Below are 13,039 nucleotides of genomic sequence, written 5' to 3'. Positions count from 1 at the left end.
CTGGAAATAGTACAAAAATAAACCCAAAAGCCGATGAATCGGGCATCAAAAATGCCCTTTTCATCGGCTTTTTATGTACTTTGTTTTGGGTGCTCATTTGGGCGATTCTGTACGAAACGGAGCATTAATTTAGGCAATCCATCCTACTAGGCAATGAATAACACCGTTAAAGAACATAGAAGGGTGTTATCCACCTTGGGCTACATAAGTAAACGCTCAACCAAATAAAAGCAATCTTTGTTTACATGTTTATATTTAATAATATGGCACAGCCCCAAAAGTGCACGGGTGGTTTGATGTGTAATACATTCTGTTTTATTTCAATTTGGTCTTTTTCTACGCCGAAACAACTGCAAATCTGCGGGTTTGCATCAGCGCCTAAACTTATTTTTATTGTGTCTTCATTTGTGAAATTATGCACTACCACTAAGGCTTGGTTTTTTTCGCAGCACATACGTACCGTAGCTTGGTACCCTGTCAGCTTTCTGTACGAACTGACATTTTCGCGGGTAATATATAAATCACCTGTCTTTATAACAGGTTTTGCAAGATTATAAAAAGAGATTGCCTGCGCTACAATATTCCATTGCTCACTGCTCAACTCAGGCACATCGCCGGAAATACAAATTCTGCCCAACATGGTAGCAGCTAAAGAATAATACAATCTTTGCGGGCTGTCGCCGGCTCGCAGCACTGCCCATATTTGAGCTTGTTTTGCGGGGATTAATCTGCCGACATTGGCTGCAATTACAGGTATTTCGGGGCATTCATGCGCGTCTGAAAAACTGGTCATGGAGGAGACTTTCAGCATAGAAGGCTCTAACCTATTTCCGCCCGAGGCACAATTCTCAACAATCAAATGCGGTATTTCTTCTGTCATCTTCTTGAAAAAGCGCTGTGTTGCCAATACCTTTCGTCTAACGCCTTCACCAAGCGATTCGTAACCGTCACACCCGATGCCGATGGTCTCGTTGTAATCCACCTTGATGTAACCAAAGCCATTGTCTTTGAGCTGTTTCACTACCTTTTGGTTCAGGTATTCGAGTACCTCTGGGTTTTCCATATCCAAAAAGATACGTTTACCGCTTTTTATAATGTTATCATCACGCGTAAGTACCCAGTCTTTGCGCTTGCTCAACGCCGAATGGATGCCTACATTTTCAAATTCGAACCAAAGCCCGGGTATCATACCATGCTTTCTTATGTAATCTGCGGCTTCTTTCAGCCCGTTGGGGAACAATTTGGGGGATGCATTCCAATCGCCTAAATCATCTTCCCAATTCCCGCTCTCGGTTTTATACCATCCGCCGTCTATGACAAAATACTGAAAGCCTTTGCCCTTTATGGCATCAACAATCTTTTTTATATTTTCAATATTGGGGTTGCACCATGTGGTACAAAATTCGTTAAATACAATAGGCAGGTCTTCTTCTCCGTCTACAGAGCTGATCGTCGTATTAAGATAGCTGTAGATATTGCGGCAAGCCTCTTCCACATCACCCATTGCTGCGGTAACAATGGCATGCGGCGTTGCAAACTCTTCGCCCGTTTTTAAGTTTTTATACCAGTGCCCAAACTCTCTGTCTGCCAGCCCGCCCGACATACAGATTCCGTCGCCGTATCTGGTATACTCCATTTGCCAAGAGGATGCGCACTCGATTTGAGCCGCCCATGTCACATGGTTTATCTTATCCTCTAATGCAGCAAAAGGGAAATAACCCTTTACCGGTAAAGAACCTGCTTGGCCAAAGCGGATGGAGCGCATGCCATGTGCTGCCCACGAGGTTTCAAAATTCAATTGCTCCACAGATTGCGAAAGCATTTTGCCCTCTGCGGCCCATGTGCTTTGTATGGTATGCAGTATCATCTGGTTTACCGCTTCATCCTCAGCATAAGGCGTGAGGTTACCAAGCGAAAACGATGTTATCATCTCAATTGTCACATCTTTTTCACCTTTGTTTTTTACAACAGCAAAACATACTACCGCTTTTAAGTTTTCTTGTAATACGATGTGATGATCAACCGCAATGCCATTATCCCCCGCTAGGGCAGTGATGATTTCAAGTTTATTTTGTGTTTTAACCGTATGCTGGCTTAAATACTGTAGGCTTTGGGTGGTGGATGAGCACCGTAAAGATGACCCGCTTGCAAAACCGGTGGCATAAGCATCCCCCATCACTTTTACATGAACCAGGCTATCAATTTCACTTTTATTGATAAATACCGTGTTTTGCAGTCCGGCAGGCAACAGCAGCATCCCTACTTGGTTATTCTCATTTTTCAAGTAATCAATTCGTAAATCGCCTAAAGTAAAACTACTTAATAAGATGTTGTTATGCATTGTTTGTACCTCATTTATTTGTTGTTTTTTATTGTTTTACCGCTCCGGATGTCATACCAGACACAATATAGTTTTGCCCTGCAATATAAAGAACCATAATGGGTATTACGCTAAGCACAATCACTGCACATATCATGTTCCACTCGTTAAAATGTGAGCCAAAGAAGTTATAAATCGACATAACCATCGGCCATTTTTTAGACGAACTTAATAAATATAACGGCGAAATAAAATCGTTCCATGCACCCATAAAATTAAGCACCAGTACGGTCATGGTAACCGGTTTGAGCAGCGGAAATATAACCTTAGAGAATAAAGTAAGCGAACTACAGCCGTCAATAATTGCAGCTTCATCCAATTCTTTGGGGATTGAACTCATAAAACCATAGTAAACAAAAACTGCAAAAGGAATACCAAGAGTGGCATTTAATAAAATGATACCGATATAACTGTTATACAGCCCTAAAACTTGAAAAAACTTTATTGTTGCCACATAATTAAGCGGGGCAATTAACCCAAGAAAAATAAAATTGAAAATTGTTTTGTTCAGCTTTGATTGCCGCCTTGCCATAACAAATGCAGCCATTGCAGATGAATATAAGCTGATTGCAGCAGAAAAAGAAGAAATAAGCAAGCTGTTAAAAAACGATTTTACAAGGCCGCCTCTTTTAATTGCTTCTGCAAAGTTCTCCCACTTAATTGCAGATGGCAATGACAAGTTCATATGAGCAGCTTCTTGAGTTGACTTGAGGGAAGAAAAAATAACAACTAAAACAGGCGCAATTATGATAAGAGACAGTATCCATGCCAGAATCGTTTTTAAAATGATGGTTCTTTTTTTTGTTCTCATTGTTATTTTACCTCCTTACCTGTCATTACATTTTTCATGGTAAGTGCTATGATTGATGTGATTAAGAATACTACTACTCCTAAAGCCGTAGACATACCATATCTGCCTAAAGAGTATTCTCTGAACACTGAAACATTAATAACTTCAGTTAAACTGCCAGGGCCGCCCCCGGTTAAAGCAAAAATAAGGTCGAATGTTTTAAGGCCGTGAATAGTGTTAAGAACCGTAGTAATGGTTAATGACGGCATTAGAAATGGGATTGTGATTTTTATAAACTGAACCCATGCGCTTGCACCGTCAATTGAAGATGCCTCGTAATAATCTTTGGGAATTGCCTGCAACCCGGCAAGATAAATTACCATATTCCAGCCAATCATTCTCCAAGATTCTACCCCGATTGTAGCGCCCAGCACGGTATTGGGTGTAGTAAGCCACCCTTTGGCAATAGAATCAAAGCCAATCAAGCGTAAAAACTCGTTAAAAATACCGTTGGGGCTTAAAACAGAAATAAAAACAATGCCAATAATCAGGGGAGAAAGAGCATATGGCAAAAAGAATATTCCGCGTAAAACATTTTTACACTTAATGTTGGAATTAAGAAGAAGTGCAAGACCAAGCCCCAAAGTACCTTTAAAGATAATTGTAAAAAATGTGAATACAAACGTAATGATGATACTGTATAAATACGGACTGTTCAGTGTAAAGATTTCTTGATAATTTTTTAATCCAATAAATTTCACGGCATCCGACATAGAGTTCCAGTTGGTAAATGAGTATGTAAACCCAATGATAACCGGAATTATAAACAAGATTGTATATAAGCTTACTGCCGGAATTAAAAACCAATTAGAGTATACTTTGTTCGCTTTCATCCTTGACCTCCATAAAAAAGAATTGCAAGGGACATTACCAGCGTCCCTTGCAAATCGTAAATGTTATTTTGCTATTGCCTCAAACATCTTTGCACGGTCACTGTCAATAGCTTCGAGAACTTGCTTGGGTGTTTTTGTACCCATGTACAATTCTTGGAAGTATTTGCCCATTGTCGTTAAATCGAAGAACTGGCTGCCTGTTTGAAGGTCAAGCACCGAAGCGTTTGAATTTTTGTTAACGGTATCAAATGCCAAAGTAATTTTCCCCTCAACATCGTTAAATGCTGTCGAGCCCAAGTCAGTGCGCGCGGCATAAAATTGTGCTGCATTTTCTTTTTTGGAGCGGAATTCCAAATAAGCTTTTGCTGCATCGATATTTTTTGAATTTTTATTGATGGCATGAACTACGCCGCCGGAAGACATGGCAAATTTGGTGTTGTCTGCAAACGGGACGGGGAACATTTCCCACTTATCCGCACCGCTGTTGGGGTGAGCCGCCATAACCTCGTTCGGGTAGGTTGTATAAGTCAATATCATTGCATATTTATCTGCTGCCATATTATCGATAGAGGTTTCCCATGTTTGCGCCATAAAGTCTTTTCCGAAATAGCCTTTATCTGCAAACTGCTTTAACTGTGTAAGCGCAAGCTCATAGGATGGAACATCTGCAAACTTTAATGTGTTATCGTTCAAGGCCTTTAAATAGTCGGGATTTGTAGCTTCTGCCGTGCTGCCTACTGCATTCAGCCATAGAGGCTGATGCCAAATTGCACTGCCGAATTCGTAAACAGGCACGTAACCTGCCTGCACTAATTTTGAGCAAGCAGCATCAAATTCCTCATAAGTTTTAGGAACCGCCGTAACGCCCGCTTTTTCAAATTTTGCCGGGTCATAAAGCAGACCCCAGCCATCAGCCGACCACAGGTTCATTGCTACAATTTTACCATTATAGGTTGTACCTGACTTTGCCCAGTCAACATAACGGCTTACCCATGGCTCGTTCGACAAATCAAGGAAGTTTTTATCCGGGAGGAACTCGTTCATACCTACGCCCGACTGGCAAAGAAAAATATCGGGGCCTTCGCCGGTAGAAAGTTTTGCTTTTAGTACGTTGGAATACTGGTCATCGGGAGTTGCTTGAAATTCTACTTTTATGCCGGTTTCTGCTGTAAACTTCTCAGCAATTTCCTTGTCAATATCCTTTGTCCAGTTTGCAGAAGATGCAACAACAAGTGTAACGTCCTTAGCCGGTTCTGCCTCAGTAGGCGAGGCGCTGCCTGACGCGGAAGGAGCAGGAGCTGATGCACAACCCGACAAAACAGATGCTGTCATGGCAACTGCCAAAAAAATACTAACCAACGATTTTTTCATAATGTACCTCCTAAATATTTTATTAACCTGTAATTAAATTTTAATCCAATCTTCCTTTAAATGGAATGGATTATATCAAACATTCTAAGTGGATTTTATCGCTGGTGGATTATATAGTACACTTTATATCAAACATGTGGATAATATTGAGTTTTTTTATGTAGTATGGCAATTTTTGATAAATTTTGATATAATAAACGCAGACAGGTGATGTTATGAAAATATTTAAAAGTATTAAGATGAAGTTGTTTGCTTGGTATGGTGTACTGGTGATGTGCATTATGCTAATTTTTTCGTTATTTTTTTATTATTTTACTGCAAATACATTAAAAAAAAATGCCACGGCTTCGATGTTGCAGCTTAGCAATACATTAAACAAAGAATTAGATAATTTATTTAGCGAAGTAAATGATTTATCCACGCGTTTACTTTATTCGCCTGAATTTGTAAACCTTGTTTATTCTGATATGTATAATTACAAAAGCGGGAGCTTAATGCTGCAGTACCAGTTCAATTCTTATTTGTATTCTTGTTTGGGGCCTTCTGTATCCAAATATCAAGTGAATGTTTTTCGCAAAAGCGGCGAGTTTATTGCAAGCGGAAACACTTCGGTATTTACCACACTCTCAAAACAAGATATTGGTAAAGTAATGTGGTTAGCTGATAGTGAACAAAGCAATGGAGCAAAAACAATTGTGGGCACACATTTTGCCCCATTTTTTAATAACAGAAAACCTGTTTTATCGCTTTGCCGCACATTTTCTAAGCAATGGGGTACCGAAAAAGATGGATTTCTGGAAATCCAACTGACATACAGTTCCATAGAAAACATCATAAAAAATGTCAGCACTGACGCTGATGGGATGGAAATTTTTGTGTTTGATTCTCATGGAAATTTGGTTTATCCGTTTCTGTCAAATACGGACCGCGCAAAAATGTATTTGCTGCCTTTTGAAAATTCAAATAAAAATCAAGTTGTAGCTGCGATAGAAAAAACAAAGCAAACAATTGTAAGGCGAAGCTCTGATTTTACCGGATTTGATGTCGTAATCGCTCAGCCGCATTCTAGCTTATTTGCACCCATCTTTAAACTGAGAGACAGTGTTTTTATATTGAGTTTATTGGGGATGTACATCACCCTTTTAATTACATATACGATTTCAAAAAGTTTAACCATGCCAATTAAACATATAAATGAAGCCATAACCAAGTTAACACTAACCCAATTGCCAAACAGCGAACCACAAATGATAAATTCTAACATTGATGAACTTGATAATTTGATTTTGACTTATAAAAACATGTGTATGAGGCTCCAAAATTCACTTGACGAAATTGTTTCTATGCGAAGTGCAGAAATGCAATCGCGAATGTTGGCGTTGCAGTCTCAAATGAACCCCCACTTTTTGTATAACACTTTAACTACTATAAGCATTTTAGCCGATAAGGGCGAAGATGAAAAAATTATATCCATGTGCTGCGACCTTACCGACATGATGCGATACATTTCATCCGGCTCAGCCAATTTAGTCACAATCCACGAAGAATTGCAACATACCCAATCTTATATTGAGTTGATGCAAGTGCGTTTCGAAGATGATATTAAGCTTTCTGTAAATATCCCTAAATCGATAGAAAACGTAACAATCCCAAAGCTTATCATCCAGCCCCTGGTTGAAAACTGTACAAAGTATGCCACCAATTGCGCTCCCCCATGGCACATACAAATTGATGGAGAGATAAACGAAACCGAATGGATGGTTCGTGTGAGCGACAATGGTGATGGATTTACTGCCGAAACGATACAAGAGCTTGACCGGCAAATAAGCAGTGCAGCAGAAAACCGTCAATTCTATGAGTTGGATGGTATGGGATTAATAAATATTTACATGCGCCTATTTTTGCATTATGGTAAAAACACTCTATTTGAATATGGTAACAACACCAGCGGCGGTGCATTTGTTAAAATAGGTGGTTTACTGGATACCGATAAGGAGGAGCAGTATGAATTTAACCTTTAAAGCCATCGTAGTTGAGGACGAAAAGCTCATAAGAAATAACATTATTGAAAGTATAACATTATGTGACCCAAGCTTTGAAATATGTGCATCTGCCACAAACGGCAAAGATGGGTTAGAACTGATTCATACTCTAAAGCCGGATGTACTCTTTACCGATATAAGAATGCCAATTGTGAATGGGCTGGTATTGGCTGAAAAAGCAAAACAGATTTGCCCCAACATCCAAGTTGTAATCATAAGCGGCTATGCAGAATTTGAATATGCTCAACACGCCATAAGGCTGGGTGTTGAAGATTATCTGCTAAAACCAATCAGAACCAATGCGCTTAAAAATATACTAACAAAACTGAAACATGTGCTGCAAAAGAATAAACATTTTGAAACAAAGCAGCAGCTGCAAAAGATTATTAACACAGAGTCGCTTGAAGATCTTCCTTGCAGATTGGCAGATTGTACCAACATTTTATCCATTGTAAACTTAGGCAATTTATGCAACTACGTGCCTTCCACCTTAGTAAGGAGTTATTTTAATAGCTTATGGGACGAGGTCGACCTCGGTTTTTTACCAAGCGAAGACTGTGAGGCATTTGTCTTTGATGAATTAAGCCCAAATACTAAATTCATTATGTTTTCTATCAACAATAAAGATAAATGTATAGAGTTATTAGACTCTTTGTATGATTACTTTAAAAAAGAATTTAAACAAATTAAGGTACATATTTATTATTCGTATTACGATACTTTAAAAAGCCTGAGTACTCAAGTGGAAGATTTGCGCCTTGTGCTAAGGCGGCAGCTTGTTATGGATGAAACTATATTAATGGAAGCTGCTTTGACCGATTCGAAATTGCCTATCTCGGTTTTAGGCAGAGATTTTAAAACAAGGCTGATTAATCTTATTAACAACGAAGATACAGATTTAATCGAGACCGAAATTACAACCCAATTGGACAATATTATTAAAAACAAAATGCCTCAAATATGGATTGAGGAATATATTCACCAACTGCTTAAACTATTGCAGCAGCACACCACATGTATGAGCGAAGCGGAGCTTTATCATATTGAGTATACAATTTTTGATAAAATGGCACTCCCCCTCAGCACGTTAAACCTTTCAACTAATTTTTGGAACTCATTGCCGGTGATGTTTAACAGTTCGGTTGCAGTGGAGAATCAAGAGTTAATTACGGAAATTAAAAACTATCTCATAAAAAATTACAACAGTAATATTACGCTAGACGATATTGCTCAAAAATTCAACTTTACACCATCCTACATTATAAAAATGTACAAGCGCAGTACCGGCGAAACCCCTATGAAATATGTGATCGGTTTGAGAATTGCTACCGCGAAACAGCTCATGCACGACAACCCTGCAATGGAGGTAAAGCAAATAAGTGAGTATGTCGGTTACTTTGACCAGCATTACTTCAGCAGAATTTTTAAAAGCATTACAGGTGTATCTCCGTCTGAATACCGCGAAAACTTAGGGAATTAGTATTCCTGCCGCCCTGTTTTGTTCATCAAATTCAGCGCTGATTATAACTCATATTGCAACAGCCATAAGCCGCCAAGCCATTTGCAGCATACAATGTTACGAGGTGAATTTTATGAATGCTTGCGAACTTACTTTTGCTGTGAATGCGCTCGCTAATACAATTGCGCAATGTCTGTCAGACGACGAACTGAACTTGCTTGGCAGCATATTCAATCAGCTGGGAGATACGTTGACTACCATTTCGATACAAAGAGGCTTTTGCAACCAAAAACAACTTTCGCCTCAAAGTACTGATAATAATAAAAACTGAATTGATTTTAGCCAAATGCATATACTAAATACATAAAACTTTAAAGGAGATTACTTATGTCTGATAAAAATAAAAAAAATATTGCACCGCAAAGCGAACAGGATGACGATTTTTTTGACTTCGACACAATCGCATCTGCTACCGAATGCACAGGGCTGATACCAACTCCGCCTTTAAGCGATGAAGAAGCCGAATCCTACACCGATATTTACTCTATTCCAAAACCCGGAGTAATGGATGAAAAATATAAATCGAAAAAAGAATAAATCGATTTGCAGAAATTGCTTTTCATTTTCGCTATACCCTTGGAGAAACTATCATTGAGGTGATAGTATGATTGAAAATGCTTACTTTATTGTCGAAGATACAAGAGGCAACCACAATATGCAAGATATTAAAACAAAACTTGATAACTTGCATGGAATTTCATCCGTCTATGTTGATAACAATACCCACCTTGTAGCTGTTGATTACAACAGCTCGGGAGTATCTTATGACAATATTGAGTATTGTCTGAACAAAATGGGGTACCAAATTGCTGCAGATGCCAGCTACATTCATACCAGATAAAAGCCTCCCGCTCCTGAAAAGGGGCGGTTTTTTTCAAAAACTTACCGTTTATAAATTCACATCATCGGTGCAAAATATGTTTGAGGTGATTTTTTTGAATTCTGATTACAAAATTGCAAATATTTCGCCGCGAATGGCCGGTGAGCTTGAACGCTTTCAAAAACAAGTTCAACACGATACAGGTAAAAATATAGTTTTAGTTGCCTATGAAGCAGACATTAAGCCCACACCAGAATTTAGTGATGTGCAGCAAAGCGGTTCTGATACGATAAAGAAAAATATATTCCAAACCGATAACGATCTTTCAGGTAATATTTCGCACTGGCATATGTAAAATTATATAGTGAGCAAAAAGCAGTTATATCCGTTGGATGTACTGCTTTTTTGTTATTTTTAAGCAATTGTTCTGGGTAAGCTTTAAAAACATTACGTCAGCGGTTGTAAATAACCGCACAAGTCTTTATAATATAAGGTGTATGTTTAAAAATAGAGGGGTAGGGAATTATGAAAGAAATTGGATTTGATAACGAAAAATATCTGAAAATGCAATCGGAACATATTCTGGATCGCATTTCACAGTCTGACAATAAGCTATATCTCGAATTTGGCGGCAAACTTTTTGATGATTTTCATGCATCACGTGTTTTGCCCGGCTTTGCACCCGACAGTAAAGTAAAAATGCTGATGCAGCTGAAAGAAAGCGCAGAAATTGTTATTGTTATTTGTGCTGCGGATATCGAGAAAAATAAAGTTCGCGGTGACCTTGGCATTACTTATGATGTGGATGTACTGCGCCTGATAGACGCTTTTCGCGACATTGGGTTGTATGTAGGCAGCGTTGTAATATCGCAGTATTCCAGCCAGCCTGCTGCAGATGCATTTAAAAAGAGGCTTGAAAATTTGGGTGTACGTGTATTTCTGCACTATCCCATTGCCGGTTACCCCTCCAATATTCCATTGATTGTAAGCGATGAAGGTTACGGCAAAAATGAATATATCGAAACAACCCGCCCGCTTGTAGTGGTTACAGCACCGGGGCCGGGCAGCGGTAAAATGGCAATTTGCCTTTCGCAGCTTTACCACGAGTACAAACGCGGTATCAAAGCGGGCTATTCCAAATTCGAGACATTTCCCATTTGGAATCTCCCCCTCAAACATCCGGTTAATTTGGCATATGAAGCTGCAACTGCCGACCTAAACGATGTCAACATGATTGACCCGTTTCATCTTGACGCTTATGGCAAAACCACGGTTAACTACAACCGCGATGTTGAAATTTTCCCTGTACTGAACGCAATATTTGAAAAAATACTGGGCGAAAGCCCATACAAATCCCCCACCGATATGGGTGTAAATATGGTGGGCTTCTGCATTACTGATGATGACGTTGTTCGCGATGCCTCCAAGCAGGAGATTATTCGCCGCTACTATCATATGCTGTGCGACCAGCGTACAGGGCGGGCAGAAGCATCCTCTATTTATAAAATTGAGCTGCTGATGAAGCAAGCAGGCGTTTGCCATACCGACCGCGCCGTTGCCGTACTTGCAAGAAAACGAGCTGCCGATACCGGAATGCCCGCAGCTGCGATCGAACTGCCCGACGGCACCATTATTACCGGCAAAACATCTTCTCTGTTGGGGGCTTCTTCTGCGGCACTGCTGAATGCGCTGAAATATCTGGGCGGTATCAGCCACGATATGCACCTTATTTCGCCCATCATCATTGAGCCGATTCAGCATCTTAAAGTGGATCATCTCGGCAACCTGAACCCCCGCCTGCACACCGATGAAACTCTGATTGCGTTATCCATGAGTGCGGCAACCAACCCTACCGCTGAACTGGCAATGAAACAATTAGAAAAACTGCGGGGATGCGAGGCACATTCTTCGGTCATACTCTCTCAGGTGGATGACTCGGTATTTAAAAAGTTGGGGATGAACCTCACTTGCGAGCCACAGTATCAAACCAAAAAACTGTACCATAAATAAGTAAAACTCCCGCTTGGTTAAGCGGGAGTTTTTTATGCAAAATTTTAAACGATGCATTGGTTTATGAGTTTGCCAATTCTGTTATTACAGATAGATTTTCGCAGTGCATGTAGGTGTCGGTAGAAAAAGCAAACAGCACCTGATCAAAACTTGAAACATCCGCATCGGCAAGCTGCTGCGGTGTGGCGGTAACCGCGTTAATGATTTGTATTTGGCTGTAATGCGGTGTTAAAAAAGGGACATAACTCTTCGCCGTTTCATCCCCAACGATGAGCAGCTTGGTTTTATTGGGGCTGGGTTTGTCCGAACCGGTACGAATTGTAATATCTACAATTTGCGACATTCCGCCAAAATAAACATCCAGCGGGTTTTCGCCCCGCAAACTGCTGCGGTCATACAAATCGTTCAGCGAAGCATACTCATTGCCTTGCGTACGCCGAACCGTATAGGTACGAAAGAATTTATCAAGGCGGTAGTTATAAAGCGTAATCACATCGCTTTTCACCTGTGCATACGGGAACTTTGCTTTTAACTTGCCCTCATAATCATGTTTTACATATTCAATCGTATACCGGTCAAGCGAGTTCACATTGGTTCCTAACTTATCCCCCAGCACCATATATGTGTAGTAACCGCCCAATGGGGTAATCTGGTCCTCGGTGTTATAATATAGGTTTTTGTTTTGGTTGGCAAACAGTATCGGGTAAACATCCACTGTAAGCAGTTCGCCACCAAAGCTTTTGTATACATCTTCAATAAAACTTTTTTGGTTGTACGGTGTAGCAAAATCGGGCAACTGCCGCTGTTTGATTGCCGACGCTGTAGGCAGCAGCATGAGATAGGTTTTATTGTTTACCCTTTGCGTAAACTCCATAATAGCGGATTTGTTTTTTTTAACAATATCGCGGTTTGGTTTGCCCACATTTTTAATAATACTCGTATCGGTTATAAAATATCCGTCTATTTCTTTGACTCCCATACGGTAACGCAAATTCCAAGCAAGGTTCGATAGCTCTTCGCGCTGAGGAAAATTCTCTTCAAACCTTTGCTCTGCCTGTTGGGAGTATTCGCCGGAGGCAACCTGCAAAATATTAAACACAGGGAACGCATTAAAACCGCCGTTAGCCCACATCGCCACGGGGACGAGCAGCATCATGAGCAAAAAAAACATCGCACTGATTCGCTTCCCTATCATGCCATTCCCTCCTTCATCA

The 13,039-nt window shown here is 40.0% G+C and carries 12 protein-coding genes; 7 read left to right on the top strand and 5 right to left on the bottom strand.

Annotation, left to right across the window (positions count from 1 at the left end; all coding sequences use genetic code 11):
* Positions 1 to 241 precede the first annotated feature (241 nt).
* From EDD70_RS11360 to EDD70_RS11345, 4 genes are all read right to left on the bottom strand, one after another.
* Positions 242 to 2,341, bottom strand: coding sequence for a glycoside hydrolase family 36 protein (locus EDD70_RS11360; protein ID WP_092755409.1), 2,100 nt, complete (start codon positions 2,339 to 2,341; stop codon positions 242 to 244).
* Positions 2,342 to 2,369: 28 nt separating this feature from the next.
* On the bottom strand, positions 2,370 to 3,191 hold the full coding sequence (locus EDD70_RS11355) for a carbohydrate ABC transporter permease (protein WP_092755407.1): 822 nt from the start codon (positions 3,189 to 3,191) through the stop codon (positions 2,370 to 2,372).
* Positions 3,192 to 3,193: 2 nt separating this feature from the next.
* On the bottom strand, positions 3,194 to 4,063 hold the full coding sequence (locus EDD70_RS11350) for a carbohydrate ABC transporter permease (RefSeq protein WP_092755405.1): 870 nt from the start codon (positions 4,061 to 4,063) through the stop codon (positions 3,194 to 3,196).
* A gap of 63 nt (positions 4,064 to 4,126) precedes the next feature.
* Positions 4,127 to 5,434: an ABC transporter substrate-binding protein gene (locus tag EDD70_RS11345; protein ID WP_092755404.1), complete on the bottom strand. Its 1,308-nt coding sequence runs from the start codon at positions 5,432 to 5,434 to the stop codon at positions 4,127 to 4,129.
* A gap of 215 nt (positions 5,435 to 5,649) precedes the next feature.
* On the opposite strand from EDD70_RS11345, the gene EDD70_RS11340 reads away from it, so the two are divergent.
* The 7 genes from EDD70_RS11340 (at position 5,650) to EDD70_RS11310 (ending at position 11,825) form a co-directional block, all read left to right on the top strand.
* Positions 5,650 to 7,455 (top strand): cache domain-containing sensor histidine kinase, encoded by a 1,806-nt coding sequence (locus EDD70_RS11340; RefSeq protein ID WP_092755402.1) that lies wholly within the window; start codon positions 5,650 to 5,652, stop codon positions 7,453 to 7,455.
* Positions 7,439 to 8,956 carry a response regulator transcription factor gene (locus EDD70_RS11335; RefSeq protein WP_092755400.1) on the top strand — a complete coding sequence of 506 codons (1,518 nt, stop codon included), beginning with the start codon at positions 7,439 to 7,441 and terminating at the stop codon, positions 8,954 to 8,956. The genes EDD70_RS11340 and EDD70_RS11335 overlap by 17 nt, the downstream gene beginning before the upstream one ends.
* A 112-nt stretch (positions 8,957 to 9,068) precedes the next feature.
* Positions 9,069 to 9,266, top strand: coding sequence for a DUF6774 domain-containing protein (locus EDD70_RS11330; protein ID WP_092755398.1), 198 nt, complete (start codon positions 9,069 to 9,071; stop codon positions 9,264 to 9,266).
* Positions 9,267 to 9,322: 56 nt separating this feature from the next.
* Positions 9,323 to 9,532, top strand: coding sequence for a hypothetical protein (locus EDD70_RS11325; RefSeq protein ID WP_123811043.1), 210 nt, complete (start codon positions 9,323 to 9,325; stop codon positions 9,530 to 9,532).
* A 67-nt stretch (positions 9,533 to 9,599) separates the two neighbouring features.
* A complete protein-coding gene (locus EDD70_RS11320) occupies positions 9,600 to 9,836 on the top strand; it encodes a cation transporter (protein WP_092755396.1) in 237 nt (78 codons plus the stop codon).
* Complete coding sequence (locus EDD70_RS11315) at positions 9,802 to 10,170, top strand: hypothetical protein (protein WP_092755394.1); 369 nt, start codon at positions 9,802 to 9,804, stop codon at positions 10,168 to 10,170. Before EDD70_RS11320 ends, EDD70_RS11315 begins: the two co-directional genes overlap by 35 nt.
* Positions 10,171 to 10,340: 170 nt before the next feature.
* Positions 10,341 to 11,825, top strand: coding sequence for a DUF1846 domain-containing protein (locus tag EDD70_RS11310; protein WP_092755392.1), 1,485 nt, complete (start codon positions 10,341 to 10,343; stop codon positions 11,823 to 11,825).
* A gap of 61 nt (positions 11,826 to 11,886) precedes the next feature.
* Here EDD70_RS11310 and EDD70_RS11305 read toward each other — a convergent pair whose 3' ends face one another.
* A complete protein-coding gene (locus EDD70_RS11305; RefSeq protein WP_092755390.1) occupies positions 11,887 to 13,020 on the bottom strand; it encodes a DHHW family protein in 1,134 nt (377 codons plus the stop codon).
* Positions 13,021 to 13,039 lie beyond the last annotated feature (19 nt).

The organism is Hydrogenoanaerobacterium saccharovorans, assembly GCF_003814745.1.
Lineage (GTDB): Bacteria > Bacillota > Clostridia > Oscillospirales > Ruminococcaceae > Hydrogenoanaerobacterium > Hydrogenoanaerobacterium saccharovorans.
The sequence above is the reverse complement of the archived record's forward strand: the minus strand, read 5'-3'. Positions and strand labels throughout refer to the sequence as shown.